Raw genomic sequence first — 19,030 nt, 5'->3', positions numbered from 1 at the left:
GCCATGAGCGTTTACAGAGATGTTGGGCACGTCATTGCGCGAGTGATGAGCATCGACACCATCGACGGCACAAAGAAGGCCGGATGGCAGCGGCACTACGAGGCGGGCTTTGCTGAATCGAGGTCTTCAGGTGATGGCCTGAATGATCAAGAGCGCCTGACGCAAGACAGCATGACCCGCGCGGCTTTGCACCGCGAGCTACCTGAGCTGGCATGGCGGGTGCTGGTCGCCAAGTACAGCATCAATGACGTTGAGGTCGCCCAGGCGGTGCATTGGCTTGTGCCTCGCGTGTCGTGCCCTGCACACCATCTGTTCAGGATGAAGTGCGTCACCGCCTGGGCGATCCCGCGCCGCTTGCCTGAGGCGTTCTATCAGTTGCACACCTGGGATGCAGACGGCACGCCGGAAAGCACCCTGCGCCGTTGGCGTGGCCTTACGCGCTCATGGCTTGAGTCGCAGGTTAATGATGCGTTCAGGTTGGCTGAGCCGCTTCTGGCAGAAAGGGGGCTGATCAATCAACAAGCCGCTTGACGTTTAATGATCAAGTGATCACTATAAGTACCAATATGCGGTTTGGTGCGTAAACATCATACCTAGCACAGAAAAGCCCCGACCTAAACGCTGGGGCTTTTTTATGGGCGCAAATCGGCTGGCGGCAGTAGCAGCTGCCAGCGCATGCAAATCAAAAGTTACGGGCTCGCCACCCAGCAGCGCCCACCCTTAACACGGCCACGGCCTCTTGCCCTCACCGGTAACGCGGTGGTTCTTGCAGAACCCTCAGCTGTTCACCAACAGCCTTTGCCCGCCATCACACGCGGGCCTTTTATCCCTAGCATCCAGCACACTTGCCCGCCTCCTTGCCCCGAGCGGATGGCAGCGTATTGCTGTGCTGGACCTACAAGCAAAGCGCGGCCGGCGATGGCCAAGGCATACCACATGAGAGCACGCGAAATGACCGAACCAGCCTCTACCGCATTCGGCGGCATCGCGCTGTACAAGCTGGGTGTGCTCGGTGCGTTTGCTGCCGTGCTGGTGACCATTGTGGTGATGGCCATGACCCTGCCCAAGACGGCGCGTGAGTTTGTCGTGGCCATGATCAGCACTGTTGTATTCAGCTTGGGTGGCGGCGCGTTCGTCATTCGCTGGTTTGAGCTGCAGCACTGGGCGAACGATGACATTGGCGTCGTGGCCTTGGCTGCTGTGATCTTTGTGTGCGGCCTGCCTGCTTGGGTGATGGTGCGTGGTTGGTTCGTCTATGCCGAGCTGAGCAAGCACATGAGCCTGCCTGACATGCTGCGTGAGCTTAAGGCTGTGGTGTGGAAGTAGATGGCACTCAAGCCACCCAAGCCATGCGCATGGCCTGGCTGCAGTGTGTTGGTGCGTGGTGTGAGCCACTGCCTGACTCACAAGCCATTGGCCGATGAGCGCAGGACAGAGCAGCTGAAGCGCGCCCACAAGCAGTACAACAAACGGCGTGATGAGTCTGATGAGTTCTACAAGACAACTCGGTGGACTCGCTTCCGTGCCTACTACCTGCGCCTGCATCCCCTGTGTGTTGAGTGTGCCAAGCATGACCGCGTGACGGCCGCTGTGATCCTCGACCACATCAAGCCTTACAAGACTCACCCTGAGCTGGGCCTGGACTGGCACAACGTCAGGCCGCTGTGCAGGCCATGCCACAACCGCATCGGTGAGAAGGTTGGTCTGACAGGGGCGGAGTCAACTGTTTGACGGTTTTATAGATTTACAAAAATCTTATTTTTTTAAGCCGGAAAACAGGTTGAGGGCTCTAGGGGAGGGGGTGGGTCAAAAGTAGGGCAAAAACGCCTTCCCGAACGACGGGGGGAACCTTTTTTACGTCTCCGCAAAATAACGGTTTTGAGAAATGGCCAGACCAAGGACGCCAACCAATGTTCTTGACGCACGTGGCGCGTTCAGAAAAGACCCGCAGCGCAAGCGTGAAGACCCGGAAACAGTCGGGGATCTTGGCAAGCCGCCCGCGCATTTGACTGCTGAGGCTGCTGATTGCTGGAAGGAAATCGCAAAGCTTGCACCGCGCGGAGTGCTTACCGGCTCTGATCGCCTTTCAGTCGAAGTGGCATCCAACCTTATGTCCCAGTTCCGTCTCAACCCGGTTGAGTTCCCGGCCGCCAAGCTGGTGCGCCTTGAAGCCCTGCTGGGCAAGTTCGGCATGACCCCGGCTGACCGCGCCAAGGTCGGCGGCAAGAAAGAAGCCCCCAAGGGCAACCCGTTTGATGACCTGTAATGGCTGCCAAGAAGACATACCCGCTGGTGAAGGCTGCGGAGGCATACGCACGCCAGGTGATCAGCGGGAAGATCCCAGCCTGCAAGTGGATCAAGCTGGCGTGCCGCAAGCACCTGGACGAGCTAAAGCTCTCGAAGTCGGCCGACTTCCCGTACTACTTCGACCCAGCCAAGGCTGAGCGGGTTGCTAAGTTCCTGCAGCTGCTGCCACACACCAAAGGCAAATGGGCGAGCAAGGGCGAGGCGATCAAGCTAGAAGGCTGGCAGCTATTCAGCGTTTGCATCCCGTTTGGCTGGCTGCGCAAGAAGGATGAAACCAGGCGTTACCGCACCATCCTGATTTTCGTGCCGCGCAAAAACGGCAAGTCGATCATCGGCGGCGGGCTTGGCCTATACATGTTCACGGCTGACGGTGAGTTCGGCGCAGAGGTCTACAGCGGCGCGACCACTGAGAAGCAAGCTTGGGAGGTTTTCAGGCCTGCCAAGCTTATGGTTGATCGAACAAAAGCGCTGCGTGACAAGTACGGCGTAGAGGTCAACGCCTCTAACATGTGCCGGACCGCAGACGGCTCACGCTTTGAGCCCGTGATTGGTAAGCCCGGTGACGGCGCCAGCCCCTCTTGCGCCATCGTCGATGAGTTTCACGAGCACCAGGACAGCACGCTGTTCGACACCATGGAAACCGGCATGGGCGCCCGCGAGCAGCCCGTCATGCTGGTCATCACCACGGCAGGGTCGAGCATCGGCGGCCCTTGCCACCAGCTGGTCAGGGACTCCGAGCGCATGCTTGAGGGTGCAATCGAGCGCCCCGACCTGTGGGCCATGCTCTACACGATTGACCCCGGCGACGACTGGACCAGCGAATCGGTACTGATCAAGGCCAACCCGAATTACGGCATCAGCATCAACGGCGACTTCCTGCAGGCCCGCCAGCGTGACGCCATGCAGAGCGCCGCCAAGCAGGCCACGTTCCGCACCAAGCACCTCAACGAATGGGTCGGCGCCAAAAACGCCTGGCTCAACATGCTGCGCTGGAAAGAAGCCCCGGCGCGCAAGTCGCTCGCAGAGCTTGAGGGCAGGCCTTGCATCATCGGCCTCGACTTGGCCAGCAAGATCGACATTGCAGGCAACCTGCTGCTGTTCCCTCCGGTTGAGGGTGACCCGATCTGGCACGTGCATGGCCGGTACTACCTGCCTGAAGTGCGCGTGATCGAAGAGCTGGACAGCAACACCGCCCGCTACCGCGAGTTTGACGCCCTTGGCCTGCTGACCCTCACCGATGGTGAAGTGATCGACTTCGAAGTGATCAAAGAGGATCTGCGCGAGTTCGCAGGCCGCTTTGATGTGCAACAAGTCGCCTATGACCCGTGGCAAGCCACCCAGCTTGCGCAGGAAATGCAGGCCGAGGGGCTGCTGATGGTCGAAGTGCGCCAGACGGTGCAGAACATCAGCGAGCCCATGAAAGAGCTTGAAGCGCTCACCCTTCGCCGCGTGCTGGCTCACGGTGACTGCCCAATCCTCACATGGATGGCCAGCAACGTGATCGCCAAGCTGGACGTAAAAGACAACATCTACCCCAACAAAGAACGGCCAGAGAACAAGATCGACGGCATCGTCGGCTTGATCATGGCCATCAGTCGGGCAATTGCGGGCAGAGAAGAAGAAGCCCCAGGGCTTTCTGACCACATCGTGAAACACGGAATCAGGACGCTCTGATGCAACTACTCAAAAGCCTCGGCCGGCTGTGGGCGAAAAGTGATCCGCAGATCATCGACACGCCCGAAAAGCTGGCCCGCGCCCTTGGCGTTGAATACGAAACCCACAGCGGGCAAGTAGTCACCACCAACAGCGCCATGCAGCAGCTCACTGTATTTAACTGCGTTCGGGTCCTGGCTGAGTCGGTTGGCATGCTGCCCTGCCGGCTGTTTCAGCAAGTCGGCCGCGAGCGCTCAGGCGCCACCGGCCACCGGCTTTACCCGCTGCTGGCCGTCGCCCCAAACGGCTACATGACCGCGCAGGAAATGTGGGAGCTACTGATTGCCTGCCTTTGCCTGCGCGGCAACTTCTACGCCTACAAGGTCATGGCGCTGGGCAACGTGGTGGAGCTTTTGCCAATCAACCCGGCCAACGTAAAGCCCAAGCTTAACGATGACTGGACGGTTGAATACCAGGTGAAGTTCAAGGATGGAATGCGGACGCTTACACAGGATGAAATCTGGCATGTGCGCCTATTCACCCTGGACGGGCTAAACGGCCTCAACCCCATCGCCTACGCCCGCCAGGCGCTGGGTCTTGGCCAGGCAATGGAGCAACACGCCGCCAAGCTGTTCACTAATGGCGCTGTCACCTCTGGCGTGCTCGCCACCGAGCAACAACTTTCAGACGAAGCCTTCAAGCGTTTGAAAACGGAGTTTCAAGGCGAGCACATGGGCGTGGCCAATGCCTACAAGCCAATGATTCTTGAGATGGGCCTGAACTGGAAGCCGATCAGCCTCAACGCGCAGGACTCCCAATTCATCGAATCGCGCAAGCTGACAGACGCCCAAATCTGCGGGCTGTTCCGGGTGCCGCCCCACCTGGTGGCCAGCATGGAAAAGATGACGCTCAACAACATCGAGCACATGGGCATGAGCTTCGTGAACTACAGCCTGGTGCCGCTGCTCACCCGTATCGAGCATCGCATTCAGGTTGGGTTGCTGAGCGAGAAAGACCGACTCACCCACTACGCCAAGTTCAATGCCGGCGCGTTGCTGCGTGGCGATATCAAAGGCCGCTATGAGTCCTACGGCAAGGGCATTCAGTGGGGAATCCTCAGCCCCAACGATTGCCGCGAGCTGGAAGACCTCAACCCGCGCGATGGTGGTGACATCTACCTGACCCCCATGAACATGACCACCAACCCGGAGGCCGGGAATGAAGACAAAACAGCGCCTTGATATGCCGCTGACCGTTAAATCGGTTAGTGACACTGGCGAGTTCGAAGGCTACGGCTCTGTGTTTGGCGTCGAAGACAGCTCCGGCGACGTGGTTGTGCGCGGCGCGTTCAGCGCAAGCCTTGAGCGCTGGGCAGCCAAAGGCCGGCTGCCGGCCCTGCTGTGGCAGCACAACATGAGCGAGCCCATCGGTGTTTACACCGAGATGCGTGAGGACGAAACCGGCCTCTACGTCAAAGGTCGCCTGCTCATTGATGCCGACCCGCTTGCCAAGCGCGCCCACGGCCACATGAAGGCCGGCAGCCTGTCCGGGCTATCCATCGGCTACATGCTCGATGACTACGAATACGACAAAGAAAAGGGCATCTGGATTCTCAAAGCCATCGACCTTTGGGAAGTCTCGCTGGTGACGTTCCCGGCCAACGATGAAGCCCGTATTTCTGACGTGAAATCCCTGCTGGAGCGCGGTGAAACACCGCCCCCCAGCAAGGTCGAGAAGGCCCTTCGAGAGGTTGGGTTTTCCGGCACACAAGCCAAGGCCTTCATGGCCAAAGGCTATAGCGCCATCACCCCGCGAGAGGCGGGCGCAGACGAAGCGCTGCAAACCCTGAAATCCCTAATCGCAAAAATGTAAGGAGCCTCTCATGCCCGTTGAATTGAAAGATGTGCAAGAAGTTGCCGAAGCCCTCGGCAAGAAGTTTGATGAGTTCAAGGGCGCCAACGACAAGCGCGTTGATGCCCTGGAAGCCGAAAAAGGCAAGCTGTCCGGCCAGGTTGAAGCCCTTAACGGCAAACTGACCGAGCTGGACGCGCTCAAGTCCGAGCTTGAAAAAGAGCTGGCCGGCATCAAGCGCCCAGGTGGCAACGCCGACAAAGTGGTGTCTGAGCATAAAGCTGCATTCATGCAGTTCGTGCGTAAAGGCAAGGACGACGGCCTGGGCGAACTGCAAGCCAAGGCGCTGCAGACCACTGTCGAAGCAGACGGCGGCTATGCCGTGCCGGAAGAGCTGGACCGCGCCATTCTTGAGCTGCTGCGCGACAAGTCGCCAATGCGCCAAGTGTGCAGCCAGATCACCGTGTCTACTCCGGATTACAAGAAGCTGGTGAACCTGGGCGGTGCTGGCTCTGGCTGGGTTGGCGAAACTGCCGAACGTCCTGCAACCGGCACCCCGGCTCTGGCGCAGATCGCTGCGGTAATGGGCGAGATCTACGCCAACCCGCAAGCGACGCAAACCAGCCTCGACGATATGTTCTTCGATGCTGAGGCTTGGCTGAACGCCGAAGTGGCCCGCGAGTTCTCCGAGCAGGAAGGCTTGGCATTCCTCACTGGCAACGGCACCAACAAGCCAAAAGGCCTGCTGGCGTACACCATGGCCCTGACTGCTGATGATGTGCGCGCCTTTGGCACCATCCAGAACGTGAAGTCAGGCACCGCAGGCGACTTTGACGCCGATGATCTGGTCAAGCTGGTTTACACCCTGCGCAAAGGTCATCGCGCTGGCGCCACCTGGATGTTGCCGAACATGACCCTGTTCAAGATCCGCACCATGAAGGATCTGGAAGGTAACCACATTTGGCGTCCAGGCATTGAGGCCGGCCAGCCGTCCAGCCTGCTGGGCTATGGCGTGACCGAAAACGAAGACATGCCAGCAATCGCTGCAGATGCCAACGCGGTGCTGTTCGGCGACTTCCGCCGCGCTTACACCATCGTTGACCGCATCGGCACCCGCGTGCTGCGCGACCCCTACACCAACAAGCCAAACGTGGGTTTCTACACCACCAAGCGTGTTGGCGGCATGTTGACCGACTCCAACGCCGTTAAAGTGCTCACCCTGAGCGCCTAACCCTGAGAGGGCCAGCTTTGGCTGGCCCTTGCTGAGGCCATGCAAATGCCAAAAATCAATGTCACCCAAGCTTTCCCTTTCTCCCCCGATGGCAACACCGTTGTGCAAATCGAAGTGGGTGAGCAAGAAGTCTCCGAGCGCTGCGCCGTTGTGGCGGTCGAGCAGCTCAAAGTTGCAACACTGGCAGGCGCGCCGGCTAAAAAAGAAAAGCCCGCAGCCGAGCCTAAAAAATGATTGCCCTGGCCGCCGTGAAGGCGCACCTGCGCGTCGAGCACGACGACGAAGACGAATTGATCCAGGGCTACATTGACGGCGCTATCAGCGCCTTCGAGTCATGGACCAACCGCAGGCTAGTTGCTGATGAATCCGCGCTGCCTGACCCAGTTGGCAACGCCTTGGTGATCAGTAAAAGCATCCAGCAAGGCGCGCTCATGCTGATTGGTCACTGGTATGCAAATGCCGAAACAGTGGTAATTGGCACAACGCCTGCTGAGCTGCCTTTGGCAACAAATGCGCTTTGGCAGCCACATCGCTGGATGAATATCTGATGCGCGCCGGCAACTTGCGCCACCGCGCCACCATCCTCAGCCTCTCCGCTGATCTGTCGCCGGTTGACCACGGCTCACGCTGGGTCAGCATCCGCGCCAAAGATGCCGGCGACGTAACTGCACCAACAGGCCTGCGCTCTACCGGCTTGGTAGACGTGCGCGCCCGCTACACCACCGAACTGCAGCAGGGCCGCTACCTGCGCAACGGTAACCGCCTGCTGTACATCGCCAGCGCCCCGCGTGACCCGATGGGCACCCGTGCTGAGTTGGTTATGAGCTGCGCTGAACTGGTCGGCCAGCCTGCCGAATACCGCCCGCAAAGCGGTTTGCCGGTGCCGTGCCGGGTGCACCTCACGCACCTTGCGCCGTATCTGGATGATCTCGGCCAGGTGACCGACTACAAGACCAAGGCCGAGGTGGCCGTGATCGAAGTAGGGCGGCCCGAAGAGGGCGACCAACTGCTGATTGCCGGTGCGCTCTACAACGTCATCGCCTACGCCCGTGACAGTGATGACGGCGTGGTGCGTGGCCTGTGGTTGGAGCCGTTTGCATGAATGTGACCATTCAGGTGATGGGCCTCAAACAGGCGCAGCGCCAACTGGAAGGCATCGGCAAAAAGGTGGACCCAGTGCTGCGCGGCGCACTCAACACCACGGCCACAAAAAGCCGGGCCGAGCGCTATGTAAAACCGCTGGCCAAGTCGATCAAACCGCAAAGGGTTCGCGCTGCGCTCAAGATCAAGCGCGCCCGCCGTGGCCGCATGGACTCGCGCATCATCCCGAGCAGTTCCGGTGTGCTGGTGGTCAATTACCGCAGCTGGGGCTATGACGTAATCGACGCCACTCGCGCCCGTATATGGGTGCGCGGCCCCGCCGGCCGCAAAGTGGCCGCCGGCTTTGTAAACCCGGCCAGCTCAGGAAAACTGCCGCTATCCACGCGCAGCAGCAAAACCACCGGCAAAGGTAAAACCTACGCCTACAAGCGAGCTCTACAACTGGCGCGCGGCCCAAGCACTGCGTTTTGGTTCAAGCAGCTCACCAACAGCCAAACCATGGCGTGGATCAGCGACTACCTGCAAAAGGAGTTTGCCGCCCGCCTGGACAAAGAAATCAAAAAGGGTGCGCGATGACCAAGGGCGTAACGATGACCGAAGCGGTAAGCGCCCGGCTTGAGCTGATCAAGCCCGCCGCTGGCTACTTCACCGACTTGAAGGCTGTTTATCAGCTTCGCCCTGCCTCAGACAGCGCCCCCATGCCTTATGCGCTGCTGGCGTGGGAACTGGACGCCTCAGAAGAACGAGGCCTGCGTGACGCCCAGCGCGGGCGCACCTATGTGGTACAGGGCGTTTTTAGCAAATCCGCGCCCCTGGCCGAGCTTGAGCGCTTCCACTTCGATGTTTTGCGCGCACTCGGTTATGGCGCGGCTGAGTTTGAGCGGCCAATCCCCGGCCAGATAGTCAGCGACAGCGCAGAGCTAGACCCCGCAGCAGACGGCAGCACCAAGCAACGCATCACGATAACCCTGGAGGCTCGCTACGCCGAGTCATACGCATAAGCCTGGGCGCAGCCCATCGGAGTCAACATGAACGAAATCTATACCCAGCTTAACTATGGCCAGGTCTACATCCGCCTCAAGGGGTCCAACCTGCCGCCGTTCCCAATGGGTCCAATGGCCAACGTAAACTTCACGCCTGAACTGCAGGAAATCACCATTGCTGACCCCCGCAGCCTCAGCAATACAGAGCTTGATGGCGTGGGCCGTCCAGCCGGTGGCACCGTAACCGGTGACTTGCTTGAACTGCCGCCCGAGACAATGACCGAGCTGCTGGCCGCCAAGCGCATCGTCATTCCAACCGGCACCAAAACAGACGAAGACCACCGTGCCGTTGTGGGCCGCACGTCGATGACTGAGCGCCTGCCATTGGCGGTGACTGCAATCACCAACGTGGCGGGCGATGTAACCTATCTGGCGAACGTCGACTACGTGAAAATGCCCGGCGGCATTCGCTGGTTGGCCGGTGGTGCGCTAGCTACTGAAATCGCCGCTGCAACAGCTGACGCCTCTGGCATCAAGAGCGTGCCGGTAAAAATCAGCTACACCTTCCCCAAGGTGAACCTGGTGGAGGCGTTCACCCGTGGCCGCCAGTTCTACGAGCTGTTTGTCAGCACCGTGAACGAAGCTGGGCAGCTTACTGGCCGCCGCGCCACCTTCCACCGCGTGCGGATGGCACTGTCTGGCGAGTTGCCATTGATCAACCGTGACGACTTCGCGCAGGTTGGTGTGACGTTCACAATCTCCGAAGATCCGGATCGCTTCGGGCTTCCGGGCGAGTCGGCTTTGCTGACTGTCGAGGAAGAGGCCATTTAAGGTTTCTGCGTGATAAAGTCCCTTCCATATCAATTGGGAGGGATGCCGATGCAATGTCCAAGCTGCGAACACCAGGCCACTGATGCTGAGTTTGGAGAGCCGGCTAAATGTCCGGCATGTGGGGTTTACTACCACAAGGCATTGGCCCACAAAGAGCGCCTGGCTCGCCGTGATAGCGCACGAGAAATTGAGATTGATGAAGACCCCGAGATAAGCGAACCGAGCATTACCGACAAGGTTAAGCGCGGCTTTGATGGCGCTATAAGAGCTGTTGAGGACGGCCGCCGCGCCAGGGCTGCAAGAGATCATGCTATGGCGGCTCGGCGGCAGGTAGAGATCCCGTCTGCCGTTGCTGTTGTGGATTTGAGGATGCCTTTCTGGTCCATGGTCTGGTTCATGGTTAAGTGGGTTATCGCCTCAATCCCCGCGCTGATAATCCTTGGCATGATTCTGGTTGCAGTCTTCAGCTTTGTGGTTGGCTTCGTCGGCAGCTACAGCAAGTACACGGGCATGTAGCTGGCCCAAAGAAAACGATAACCCGCTTCGGCGGGTTTTTTATTGTCCCGAGGAAAGCATGAGCGACCTGAAAATTCTCTACCCCGCCAATGTTGTGCTGATGCTTGGGCTGCGCCAAGTGGTGGTTAAACCCGTGCAATTGCGACACTTCGAAGCCTTTGGTCAAGCCGCTGGCGGGCTGATTGAGGTGGTGGCCGCTGGCAACCCGGCAGCGGTTTATGCCTACGCCAAAAGCAGCGGCGCATTGCAGGGCATTTTGGGCACCTGTACCAGCTTGAGCGCCTGGCGCATTAAACGCCTGCCCACACCGGTTGCCCTTGAGCTGATGCTGAAGGTGGTGGAAATCAACAACGGTTTTTTCGACCAAGCCCTGGTCAAGGCGGCAAGCCGGCTGGCTGGGGTTATGTCGCGCAAAGCCTGATTGCGGCGGGCCATTCACCCGCACAAATCGGCACTTACACCTTTGACCAGGTGGAGCTCTATTTGAAGGCCGCCGCCCGGCTGGAAAAAGAAGCCGCCAAGCTGGCCATGATGGTTGCCCGTGGCAGCCAAGCAGATGAGAAGGGCTTCAAGCGCCTGCTCAAGGAGTTTGGTTAATGTCAGGCAGAGTCAAAACACAGCTGGTCATCGAGGGCCAGAACAAAGCCCAGCCGGCCTTTGATCAGGCCAACCAGCAGCTCAACAGCTTTAGCACTCAGGCCAAGGCGGCGGCGGGTGTCCTCGCTGGAGTGTTCTCTGTTGGTGCTCTGGCGACGTGGGTTAAAGAGTCTGCCCTTGCCACCGCGCAAATGGGCCGCCTTGCTGAGCTTTCCGGCACTGCTGCTGAGGATTTTCAAGGCTGGGCGTTCGCCGCAAAGGCTGTTGGCGTTGAACAGGACAAGCTGGGCGACATCTTCAAAGATGTGCAGGACAAGGTGGGCGACTTCCTGCAGACCGGTGGCGGCGGCCTGGCTGACTTTTTCGAGAATGTGGCGCCCAAGGTTGGCGTGACGGCTGAGCAGTTCCGCAACCTCTCCGGGCCAGATGCGCTAGGCCTGTACGTCAGCAGCTTGGAGAAGGCCAACCTCAGCCAGTCTGAAATGGTTTTCTATATGGAAGCCATCGCCAGCGACGCAACGCTGTTGCTGCCATTGCTGGAAGGCAACGCTGCTGGCTATCTAGCCCTGCGCAAAGAGGCTGAAGAGCTTGGCCTTGTGCTGAGCGGCCAGCAGGTGCGCGACGCCGAAGAGTTCCGCGATTCCTTGCAGACCCTTGGCGCGGTATCCGAGGGTGCAGGCCGACAACTCAGCGCTGAACTGCTGCCGACACTAAACACCATGACCGGCCTTTTGGCTGACGTGAGCAAGGAAGGCGAGTACACCAAAGAGGTTGCCAGCGCGCTCGGCTTTGGCCTCAAGTTCCTGGCTGCTGGCGCAATCATTGTTGGCAGCGCATTCGGATCGCTTGGGCGCTTTATCGGGGGTGCTGCTGCCGCTGCTGCCGCCGTTGCCAATGGCGAGTTCAGGCAGGCTGGCGACATTCTGCGCATGCTTGGCGAAGACAACGCCCGCGAACAGGGCTTGGCGCTGGATCGCATCAAAAAGCTTTACGCGGGCACCTATGAGGATGTTGGCGCAAATGTGAATGACGTGCGCCGGCAGGTTGCAGAAGCCAGCGAAGGGATGGCCGACTCTACCGCCACCGCCACGGCCAAAATGAAAGAGTCGTACACCGAGCTTTCAAAGGTCGCCAAGGCTGAAATCAGCAAGCTCACCAGCGCACAGCGCGACGCCAACCGCGAACTGGAAGCGCTGCAGAAAGAGCGCCTAGATATTGATGAGCGCTACAACAAACTGCGCGCCAGCCTAAGCGGCGGCACTGCTGACCCGAGCTACGGCCAAGCCCAGGCGCTCAAGGTTGCGGCCCGTAATGCCTTGCAAGCGGGCGACCTTGAAGGGGCGCGGACGCAAGCACAAGCAGCGGCGCAAATGCTGCAAGAGTTGGCCGCCGCTGGCGAGAACACCTATGGCTTGCAAGGCTTTGCCAATGAGCTGCAAGCAATCGAGGCCGAAGCCAACGGCATCGAGCAAAGCAACGCAGACGCCAAGCTAAAAGCCATCACCGCTGAACTGGAAAAGCTGAAAGGCTTGGCTGACGTGAAAATCAGCGTCGGCATGACGCCCGAAGAGCTGGCCAACGCGAAGGCGCAGATGGTCGAGCTGGGTGCACTGCTCAGCAAAAGCTTGGTGGTCACACCCACCATAAACCTGCCTCAACCCGGTGAGGCAGACGCCGATGGTTATGTGTTTGTGCCGAATAACCCAGCGCCGCCAAGTCGCTTCGCAACCGGCGGCCCCGTGCGCGGCCCCGGTACCGGAACCAGTGACAGCATCCCGGCACTGCTGAGTAATGGCGAGTACGTGATCCGCGCCGCTGCCGTGCGCAAGCTGGGCAAGGGTTATCTCGACCTTATCAACAACGGCATACCACTGCGCCGTTTTGCTGATGGCGGCATGGTTGAGTCGGTGGCATCCATGCCAATCGGCCCCAGCTTCCCCGACCTTGGCAGCCTCAGCATCAACATGGGCGGCGAAAACGTGAACGTCTACGCCAGCCCCGGCGAGGCGCTCAATCTGCAACGCCTTGCCCGCAAGTTTGGCCGCACCTAACAGCCCGCCCCGCGCGGGCTTTTTTACGCCTGGAGTTCCTCAATGTCCGTACCTTTGATGCTCGGCGGCCTGCCGATCGCGTTGCACGCTGGCGCGCCCGTTATCACTGACGGCAAGCTGGCTGCAGGCACTGGCACGGTGCGGCTCAGTGGCGGCACGCTGGTGAAAATGGAGCGATACAGCAAGCGCGCAGGCACCATCAGCGCGCAGGGCTGGATGCCACCCGCTTGGGGCGGGTTGGACTTCAGCGGCCCGCTTGAGCTGCGCAGTACCAAGGTGCGCACCGTTGCCGGTACTGGCTTGGTCTACACGCTGCCCTTTACCCCGCGCCCTGATCAAGAGCCGTGGGCGCTTGCCCTGGTGGGCGGTGAATGGGTGCCAACACCCTGCAGCACTGTGGCCGGTGTGAGCACAGTCACCGCCGTGCCGGGTGCCACGCAGTACCAGGTGTGGGCCATGCCGGTTTACTCGGTGATGGTCGACCCGCCTGACGAATCACAAGACCAAAGCGCCAACGCACACAGCTGGACCCTAAGCTGGGAGGAAGCCTGATGTTGTTAAACGGCGAACCGCTCAACAGCATCGAGCTTAACAGCGACACGGGCTCGGCCACCCCAGCGCCACCCGACCCAGGCTATGTGCTGGCGGGCATCGGCTATGTGTGGCTGGATCGTGTGCTTGTTGGTGGCGTTGATGTGAGCGCCCAGCTTGTTGGCGGCATCGATTACGACCGCGAAGAGGGTGCAGCAGCAGTGGGTGGCTTTGGGATCTACTTGCCACCCGGCCCGGTTGTGCCAAGTGATTGGATAGGCCGCACCGTCACCTTTGACTACATCACCACAACCGAAGGGGTGACCACCGAAGCGCGGCGCTTTACAGGTGTGATTGATCAGCCTGAGTGGAATAGCGAAGTTCGCGTACTCAACTGCGAGTGCAGTGACCAATTACAGCAGCGGGTTGAGGCGCTGACCGTTGCCCAAGTGGACGCACTGGTTGGCGGTACGTGGTCGGCGGATGTCTTTGAGCCGGTTGATGGGCGCAGCCATTGGGACTACGCACTTGAGCGCCTGAGTTCACGCACGGCCGCCCTCGACTGTGATGTGTTCGGCGTGCCGCGTGTAAGCAGTTGGTACGCCAAGCCCGCGCCTGACTTTGTGTTTGGCCCTGGCACCACGATTGATCAGTCTGTGCAGGTCGATCTCGCGCCGGCGCGCGCCATTACCAACCGGGTTGAGCTTGAAGTTAGCTTTCGTTATTCGCGGCTCTGGCAGCGCAACGAATCCTATAGCTGGGTTCACCCTGAAACCGATGGCACGGGAGGCATTGCCGGATTCTGTAACTGGCGCGGCTTCCCCAGCGAGCTGCCCACCATCGCCATGATTGAGGAATCGGCAGCAGGTAACGGCCAAACCGTGATTGGTGCGCAGTATTACAAGTTGCCGCTGACCATGCCTAACCCGTGCGGCGACGGAAACCCGTGGATCAACCGCTTTGGTGATCTGTTGCTGGGCGCGGACTGGACCGGCGCGCGGCGCTGGGTGCAGACGGTGACCGAGACTTACAGGATGGCGCTGGCGACTGAGGCAGGACAGCAAGTTGATGGGCGCATTGTGCAGCGCCAAGGCTACTCAGTTGAAATCGAAAACGAGCAGGCTGAGCAGTGGGAGCAAAAACCAATCACGGGCGGCTCTGGCGGCTTTACCGACCTTAACGACGAGGCGCGCCGGGCGCTGGCAATCAATTGCGGGCTGCAGGTTTCACACGCTGAATTGATCGCGTCGCACCGCGAGGCAACTGTCACATGGCAGGTGCCTACCAGCATGGCCCTTGGCATTGACCTTAGCCACACGCTTGAGATTAACGACCAGGGCGTCAGAGCGCGTGGCAAGTGTCGGCGCATTTCCGGCACCCATGACCCTGACACCGGCTTGGCCATAACCACGCTTAGCATTGCGGTGATGCGGCCAGTCGGTGCCAGCGGCGCCAATGATGCCCTGGTTGTGCCGCCCCGCATTGCATCCAGCGACAGCCCTGCTGCTGGGGGTGACGCCATCCCGACGATTCTGCCCACGCAGATAAGCGTGTTTGGCGGCCCTGATTACGACCCGGAGCTTGATGGCTTTTCAGGCAATGCCGATGCCGGTGGCGGCCCTTCGCAGTTTCCACGGGACATGGTGTCCCCGGCTGCTGAAATCCCGACTGCCGTGCGTGACGAGCGCGTGGTAACCGGTGACTACCTGTACCGCGTCGCCATTCCTACTGACCTGTTGGAGCTTGACTGATGAGCCTTGCAGATGAACGCCGTGCCATTCGTGAGAACGTGGCAGCCACGCGAGCACCTACGGCAGGTGCGCAGCGCAGGGCCATAGGTCAGCGCCTTGAGGCAGAACGCCGTGGCGCGCAAGTGGTTGAAGACTTGCAGCGCCTGCAGCGTACCCCGCAGCAGCGCCGCACATTGCGCACTGTGCGGCCGGTTGGTGCGGTTCCTGCGTCACGCGGGCGGGCGGCGTACAAGCCGCCGGCAACCGGTGGCAGCTTTGATGGCGAGTTCACCGAGGTTGAGCGCGTGTATTCGCCTGACCCGATCTACCTGGAAACCATCGACGGCAGCGGCTACTTCGCCGTGCGAAGGCTGGAGTCGCTGACCATGGAAGGCGATGCCGGCTCGGTGGTGGTGTTCCGCTTCCCTGAACTGGTGCTCGGCCCATGACCATTCAAGGCCAGTGGCCTTACCCGCTGACCATTGATGCCGTCGACCCGTACCCATTCCACGGCCTGGCGTACATCGACAGCGGTGGTGAATGGCTTGATCCGATGGATGGGCGCGACCGTATACCGCTGCCTGGCCTGCCTGGCTCTGAGTTCAAATGGTCCCGCTACTTACCGAAGGTCAACTCGGCACTGTGGGACATCGGTCGGGCTGATCCACCGCAAACCGCAGGTTTGATTGCTGCGGGCGGGCTGTCGATCGGCAAACGATTAATGCCGTTGGAGTCTGTATTTACTGCGCGTGTAGCTGATCGCTCAGTGCTTTTGTCGCTGGATTGGTTCGGCATCGGCCGCTTCGAGCTGCGCGACTTTGAGAGCGGCGATTTGCTGGCATCACTGGAGATCGATACTGATCTGGTGTTTGACGATAAAACGCTGATCACCAACCAGGACAACCAGTTTGACATTGTGCTGGCCACATCTACGCAGCTCAGCCTGTTGGACATTGCCCCCGATGGCCGTGAGCTGCTTGTTGCCCTGCAGGCCACGTACTACTCCGCTGCGACAACCATCAACACATCCTGCTTCGTTGCCGTGCTGGTGTTGGGCATTACCGAAAGTGCTGGCCTGTACGGGCTTAACTACAGCGTGGCCGCTGGGCTGCTGGATTGCTTGGGGGCGCTGACCATTGAGCGCGAGTCTGACCGCTACAACTACGCGCTGAACGCCATCACCGGAGAGGTAACGCCGGCGGCCATTCCGCCTGATACCAACACCATAGAGGCTGGGCGCGGCGGCTACCAGGTGCCGCACTTTGGCAGCTTCACTGAGGGCTGGTCCCGTACTGGGCAGATCGTCGGCGGCTTCTTTGCTGGTGGCGGTGTGGAGTTCCTGCGCTTTGACAGCAGCTGGCAGGCCGAGACCACCGGCACGGCCAGCCTGGAGACCGAGCTTGCTGGCTCCAGCTACCGGGTGAAGCGGTTGATCTCATCGGCCACGCGCACGCAAACCTCAACCATGCGGCTGCACCGTGGCCTGGCTGAGGTAACCGGCGAGTACAGCTATGCCGTGCTCGGTGCCCTGGACTACCAGTACAACTACGCGTTCAGCGGCGGCTTTGAAAGCGCTGACTTCACCTTCACCACGGACATACAAGAAAGCGCCACCGAGCTGGCTGACGAAGCGCGTGATACCGAGTTCACCCAGACCGGCTCGCTGATTGGCGCCGCTTCATTTGCTGATGCCTACGTGCTGGCCGGTTCTCCACTGGACGCCACCAAGACCTACGCCCCAGCGCGGCCGCCATTCCCTGGCCTGCTGCAAAACTGGCTTTGCCTGACTGGCAGCACCAAAGCCATGGCCTTGGCCAGTGCTCGCACCGATACGGACGTATGCGCCGTGAGTGGTGCGCTCACCCCAGCCGGTACAGCCGGAGACTGGCAGGCCGGCAACGGGTACAGCCCAACGCTACGCCGGGTTGTATCCGTGGTGGCCTTCAACCCCATGACAGGGCAAGTTGCCCGCGCCGTTGATATGCCAAGCCGCACCATCACAGGCTGGCTCTAGGAGAAACCATGCAGCTGTTTATTGATAACTGGCGCACCACGCTGCTGGCCGATGCTGCCGCCGCTGACACTTCGCTCAGCGTGCTACCGGCAATGGCTGACAAGCTGGTTGGCCTTGGCGCCGGCGATTACTACGAGCTGACGCTTGCCCGAGTGGTTGAAGGCATGGAAACCGCCTGGGAAGTGGTCCGCGTAAGCAACACCAGCGAAGGCCTGCTATCAGTAACGCGCGGGCCTGACCCGCTGGACTGGCTTGAGGGTGAGCTGATCAGCGCACGCCTGACCGCCGGGGCGCTGCGCACCATTCAGGGCGAAATGCCAGTGACACGTGGTTACGGTGAGCCCGCAGAGGCGCCAACCGGCCCAGGCATGTACATCAAAGACTACACCCCTTATGGCGTATGGATTGCCATCTACAAAAACGGCGAGTTCTGGGCCTGGGAGCGTCTGGCGCTCTACTCAAATCTGCCGGTATAACTGCCAAGCCCGCCGAGTGCGGGCTTTTTTACGCCTGGAGAATTTATGCAGCCCGCTCGCTTAAACCTGCGCATCAACCAGGGTGCCACCCTGCGTAAGCCGCTGCTGATGATGCAGCCGGTGTATGAGTACAAGCCCATCACCGCTATCCAGGCCACGGCACCGCTGCTGCTCACCGTTACCGATCACGACCTGATCGGTGATTGGCCGATCTGGATTGAGGGTGTGACCGGTTGGGGCGAGTTGAGCCGCGACAAAACCCGCCAGCCGTTCCACCTGGCCAAGGTCATCAACACCAACACCCTCGAGCTGAATGCCTTCAACGGCACCGGCCGCACGGCCAGCGGCGGCACGCTGGTTTACCAGCCGCCGGTAGACCTGGCCGGCTGCACCGCCCGAATGTATATCCGTGACGCCAGCGGCGAACTGCTGCTGGAGCTGACCACTGACAACGGCCGCCTGGTGATTGCTGCGCCAGGCCGCTTGATCATCACCCTCACAGCAACCGAAACGGCGGCCATTGCATGGACTAAGGGGAGCTACGACCTTGAGCTAAGCATGAGTAATGGCGACGTAACCCGCTGGGCCGAGGGTGAGGTGGTGGTGAGCCGGGAGGTCACCCATGACTAACTGCCCCCGTGTGCTGGTCACGGCTGAGGCTTTTGCGCTGGTCGTTGAGCCTGAGCATGCACCTGCTGTGCTGGTGGCCGCCGGCGAGCAGGGCCCGCCGGGGCCGCCAGGTGCAAACGCACCAGGCTCAGACGGCCGCCCGATCATCAGTGCGGACATCGACAACCGGCTCAAACAAGGAACAGACGGCGGCCTGCATGTCCTCGACGACTTAATCCCCAATCCACTCGCCTACTACATTCTCGCCCGGAGTTAACCATGAGCCTCGAAACCCAAATTATTGCCCTTGCTCAAGCCATCGGCGCGGACATTAAAGACGTCCGCACCAAGCAGGGCGATCTCACCAGCTTGACCACGGTGGCCAAGGGCAACTTGGTTGCGGCCATCAATGAGCTGAAGGCGGCGCTTGGCTCAGCCGGTGCCGCAATCGACGACGCCGCCACCAATGGCGCGACCACCGTAACGTGGTCGGCTGACAAGATTTTCGACACCATTGAAGCGGCCAAGTTGGCCGTAAAAAGCGACCTC

Annotated in this window: 24 protein-coding genes and 1 pseudogene; all 25 read left to right on the top strand. The window is 60.2% G+C overall.

The features are described 5' to 3' along the window. Positions 1 to 3 precede the first annotated feature (3 nt). Positions 4 to 531, top strand: coding sequence for a hypothetical protein (locus AUK77_RS01420; RefSeq protein WP_296125417.1), 528 nt, complete (start codon positions 4 to 6; stop codon positions 529 to 531). Between the two features lie 405 nt (positions 532 to 936). Continuing rightward, on the top strand, positions 937 to 1,326 hold the full coding sequence (locus tag AUK77_RS01415) for a hypothetical protein (protein WP_296125416.1): 390 nt from the start codon (positions 937 to 939) through the stop codon (positions 1,324 to 1,326). Between the two features lie 60 nt (positions 1,327 to 1,386). Next, on the top strand, positions 1,387 to 1,731 hold the full coding sequence (locus AUK77_RS01410) for an HNH endonuclease signature motif containing protein (protein WP_296125415.1): 345 nt from the start codon (positions 1,387 to 1,389) through the stop codon (positions 1,729 to 1,731). Positions 1,732 to 1,885: 154 nt separating this feature from the next. Continuing rightward, positions 1,886 to 2,266 (top strand): hypothetical protein, encoded by a 381-nt coding sequence (locus AUK77_RS01405; protein WP_296125413.1) that lies wholly within the window; start codon positions 1,886 to 1,888, stop codon positions 2,264 to 2,266. Beyond that, positions 2,266 to 3,981 carry a terminase TerL endonuclease subunit gene (locus AUK77_RS01400; RefSeq protein WP_296125411.1) on the top strand — a complete coding sequence of 572 codons (1,716 nt, stop codon included), beginning with the start codon at positions 2,266 to 2,268 and terminating at the stop codon, positions 3,979 to 3,981. Before AUK77_RS01405 ends, AUK77_RS01400 begins: the two co-directional genes overlap by 1 nt. Then, positions 3,981 to 5,201 carry a phage portal protein gene (locus AUK77_RS01395; RefSeq protein ID WP_296125410.1) on the top strand — a complete coding sequence of 407 codons (1,221 nt, stop codon included), beginning with the start codon at positions 3,981 to 3,983 and terminating at the stop codon, positions 5,199 to 5,201. The genes AUK77_RS01400 and AUK77_RS01395 overlap by 1 nt, the downstream gene beginning before the upstream one ends. After that, complete coding sequence (locus AUK77_RS01390; RefSeq protein WP_296125408.1) at positions 5,179 to 5,832, top strand: HK97 family phage prohead protease; 654 nt, start codon at positions 5,179 to 5,181, stop codon at positions 5,830 to 5,832. The genes AUK77_RS01395 and AUK77_RS01390 overlap by 23 nt, the downstream gene beginning before the upstream one ends. A gap of 10 nt (positions 5,833 to 5,842) precedes the next feature. Continuing rightward, the gene (locus tag AUK77_RS01385) at positions 5,843 to 7,042 is read left to right on the top strand and encodes a phage major capsid protein (RefSeq protein WP_296125407.1); all 1,200 of its coding nucleotides are present in this window, start codon (positions 5,843 to 5,845) and stop codon (positions 7,040 to 7,042) included. Positions 7,043 to 7,087: 45 nt separating this feature from the next. Beyond that, the gene (locus tag AUK77_RS01380) at positions 7,088 to 7,276 is read left to right on the top strand and encodes a hypothetical protein (RefSeq protein ID WP_296125406.1); all 189 of its coding nucleotides are present in this window, start codon (positions 7,088 to 7,090) and stop codon (positions 7,274 to 7,276) included. Then, positions 7,273 to 7,590, top strand: coding sequence for a head-tail connector protein (locus tag AUK77_RS01375; RefSeq protein WP_296125405.1), 318 nt, complete (start codon positions 7,273 to 7,275; stop codon positions 7,588 to 7,590). The genes AUK77_RS01380 and AUK77_RS01375 overlap by 4 nt, the downstream gene beginning before the upstream one ends. After that, positions 7,590 to 8,144 (top strand): hypothetical protein, encoded by a 555-nt coding sequence (locus tag AUK77_RS01370; RefSeq protein WP_296125403.1) that lies wholly within the window; start codon positions 7,590 to 7,592, stop codon positions 8,142 to 8,144. Before AUK77_RS01375 ends, AUK77_RS01370 begins: the two co-directional genes overlap by 1 nt. Next, complete coding sequence (locus AUK77_RS01365; protein ID WP_296125401.1) at positions 8,141 to 8,719, top strand: hypothetical protein; 579 nt, start codon at positions 8,141 to 8,143, stop codon at positions 8,717 to 8,719. Before AUK77_RS01370 ends, AUK77_RS01365 begins: the two co-directional genes overlap by 4 nt. Next, a complete protein-coding gene (locus AUK77_RS01360) occupies positions 8,716 to 9,144 on the top strand; it encodes a hypothetical protein (protein ID WP_296125400.1) in 429 nt (142 codons plus the stop codon). The genes AUK77_RS01365 and AUK77_RS01360 overlap by 4 nt, the downstream gene beginning before the upstream one ends. Positions 9,145 to 9,171: 27 nt before the next feature. Further along, positions 9,172 to 9,957, top strand: coding sequence for a hypothetical protein (locus AUK77_RS01355; protein ID WP_296125398.1), 786 nt, complete (start codon positions 9,172 to 9,174; stop codon positions 9,955 to 9,957). 9 nt (positions 9,958 to 9,966) lie between these two features. Then, complete coding sequence (locus AUK77_RS01350; RefSeq protein WP_296125395.1) at positions 9,967 to 10,473, top strand: hypothetical protein; 507 nt, start codon at positions 9,967 to 9,969, stop codon at positions 10,471 to 10,473. A gap of 58 nt (positions 10,474 to 10,531) precedes the next feature. Next, positions 10,532 to 10,894, top strand: coding sequence for a hypothetical protein (locus AUK77_RS01345; protein ID WP_296125393.1), 363 nt, complete (start codon positions 10,532 to 10,534; stop codon positions 10,892 to 10,894). A gap of 175 nt (positions 10,895 to 11,069) precedes the next feature. Continuing rightward, the gene (locus AUK77_RS01340; protein WP_296125392.1) at positions 11,070 to 13,121 is read left to right on the top strand and encodes a hypothetical protein; all 2,052 of its coding nucleotides are present in this window, start codon (positions 11,070 to 11,072) and stop codon (positions 13,119 to 13,121) included. Positions 13,122 to 13,163: 42 nt separating this feature from the next. Continuing rightward, a complete protein-coding gene (locus AUK77_RS01335) occupies positions 13,164 to 13,673 on the top strand; it encodes a hypothetical protein (RefSeq protein ID WP_296125390.1) in 510 nt (169 codons plus the stop codon). Beyond that, the gene (locus AUK77_RS01330; protein ID WP_296125388.1) at positions 13,673 to 15,403 is read left to right on the top strand and encodes a hypothetical protein; all 1,731 of its coding nucleotides are present in this window, start codon (positions 13,673 to 13,675) and stop codon (positions 15,401 to 15,403) included. The genes AUK77_RS01335 and AUK77_RS01330 overlap by 1 nt, the downstream gene beginning before the upstream one ends. After that, positions 15,403 to 15,831 carry a hypothetical protein gene (locus tag AUK77_RS01325; protein WP_296125386.1) on the top strand — a complete coding sequence of 143 codons (429 nt, stop codon included), beginning with the start codon at positions 15,403 to 15,405 and terminating at the stop codon, positions 15,829 to 15,831. Before AUK77_RS01330 ends, AUK77_RS01325 begins: the two co-directional genes overlap by 1 nt. Further along, a complete protein-coding gene (locus AUK77_RS01320) occupies positions 15,828 to 17,396 on the top strand; it encodes a hypothetical protein (protein WP_296125385.1) in 1,569 nt (522 codons plus the stop codon). The genes AUK77_RS01325 and AUK77_RS01320 overlap by 4 nt, the downstream gene beginning before the upstream one ends. An 8-nt stretch (positions 17,397 to 17,404) precedes the next feature. Further along, on the top strand, positions 17,405 to 17,872 hold the full coding sequence (locus AUK77_RS01315) for a hypothetical protein (RefSeq protein ID WP_296125383.1): 468 nt from the start codon (positions 17,405 to 17,407) through the stop codon (positions 17,870 to 17,872). A 45-nt stretch (positions 17,873 to 17,917) separates the two neighbouring features. Beyond that, positions 17,918 to 18,502: a hypothetical protein gene (locus AUK77_RS01310; RefSeq protein WP_296125382.1), complete on the top strand. Its 585-nt coding sequence runs from the start codon at positions 17,918 to 17,920 to the stop codon at positions 18,500 to 18,502. Continuing rightward, positions 18,495 to 18,758, top strand: coding sequence for a hypothetical protein (locus AUK77_RS01305; RefSeq protein ID WP_296125381.1), 264 nt, complete (start codon positions 18,495 to 18,497; stop codon positions 18,756 to 18,758). The genes AUK77_RS01310 and AUK77_RS01305 overlap by 8 nt, the downstream gene beginning before the upstream one ends. Before the next feature lie 2 nt (positions 18,759 to 18,760). Next, positions 18,761 to 19,030: pseudogene (locus AUK77_RS01300) on the top strand (hypothetical protein); the annotation flags it as partial.

Source organism: Pseudomonas sp. Ga0074129, assembly GCA_001465025.1.
Lineage (GTDB): Bacteria > Pseudomonadota > Gammaproteobacteria > Pseudomonadales > Pseudomonadaceae > Aquipseudomonas.
Note: the sequence above shows the minus strand (reverse complement) of the source record. Positions and strands in the feature narration are given on the sequence as shown.

Coding starts and splice junctions, on each gene's coding strand:
- AUK77_RS01420 (WP_296125417.1), top strand. CDS start 4: ATGAGCGTTTACAGAGATGTTGGGCACGTCATTGCGCGAGTGATGAGC.
- AUK77_RS01415 (WP_296125416.1), top strand. CDS start 937: ATGAGAGCACGCGAAATGACCGAACCAGCCTCTACCGCATTCGGCGGC.
- AUK77_RS01405 (WP_296125413.1), top strand. CDS start 1,886: ATGGCCAGACCAAGGACGCCAACCAATGTTCTTGACGCACGTGGCGCG.
- AUK77_RS01400 (WP_296125411.1), top strand. CDS start 2,266: ATGGCTGCCAAGAAGACATACCCGCTGGTGAAGGCTGCGGAGGCATAC.
- AUK77_RS01395 (WP_296125410.1), top strand. CDS start 3,981: ATGCAACTACTCAAAAGCCTCGGCCGGCTGTGGGCGAAAAGTGATCCG.
- AUK77_RS01390 (WP_296125408.1), top strand. CDS start 5,179: ATGAAGACAAAACAGCGCCTTGATATGCCGCTGACCGTTAAATCGGTT.
- AUK77_RS01385 (WP_296125407.1), top strand. CDS start 5,843: ATGCCCGTTGAATTGAAAGATGTGCAAGAAGTTGCCGAAGCCCTCGGC.
- AUK77_RS01380 (WP_296125406.1), top strand. CDS start 7,088: ATGCCAAAAATCAATGTCACCCAAGCTTTCCCTTTCTCCCCCGATGGC.
- AUK77_RS01375 (WP_296125405.1), top strand. CDS start 7,273: ATGATTGCCCTGGCCGCCGTGAAGGCGCACCTGCGCGTCGAGCACGAC.
- AUK77_RS01370 (WP_296125403.1), top strand. CDS start 7,590: ATGCGCGCCGGCAACTTGCGCCACCGCGCCACCATCCTCAGCCTCTCC.
- AUK77_RS01365 (WP_296125401.1), top strand. CDS start 8,141: ATGAATGTGACCATTCAGGTGATGGGCCTCAAACAGGCGCAGCGCCAA.
- AUK77_RS01360 (WP_296125400.1), top strand. CDS start 8,716: ATGACCAAGGGCGTAACGATGACCGAAGCGGTAAGCGCCCGGCTTGAG.
- AUK77_RS01355 (WP_296125398.1), top strand. CDS start 9,172: ATGAACGAAATCTATACCCAGCTTAACTATGGCCAGGTCTACATCCGC.
- AUK77_RS01345 (WP_296125393.1), top strand. CDS start 10,532: ATGAGCGACCTGAAAATTCTCTACCCCGCCAATGTTGTGCTGATGCTT.
- AUK77_RS01340 (WP_296125392.1), top strand. CDS start 11,070: ATGTCAGGCAGAGTCAAAACACAGCTGGTCATCGAGGGCCAGAACAAA.
- AUK77_RS01335 (WP_296125390.1), top strand. CDS start 13,164: ATGTCCGTACCTTTGATGCTCGGCGGCCTGCCGATCGCGTTGCACGCT.
- AUK77_RS01330 (WP_296125388.1), top strand. CDS start 13,673: ATGTTGTTAAACGGCGAACCGCTCAACAGCATCGAGCTTAACAGCGAC.
- AUK77_RS01325 (WP_296125386.1), top strand. CDS start 15,403: ATGAGCCTTGCAGATGAACGCCGTGCCATTCGTGAGAACGTGGCAGCC.
- AUK77_RS01320 (WP_296125385.1), top strand. CDS start 15,828: ATGACCATTCAAGGCCAGTGGCCTTACCCGCTGACCATTGATGCCGTC.
- AUK77_RS01315 (WP_296125383.1), top strand. CDS start 17,405: ATGCAGCTGTTTATTGATAACTGGCGCACCACGCTGCTGGCCGATGCT.
- AUK77_RS01310 (WP_296125382.1), top strand. CDS start 17,918: ATGCAGCCCGCTCGCTTAAACCTGCGCATCAACCAGGGTGCCACCCTG.
- AUK77_RS01305 (WP_296125381.1), top strand. CDS start 18,495: ATGACTAACTGCCCCCGTGTGCTGGTCACGGCTGAGGCTTTTGCGCTG.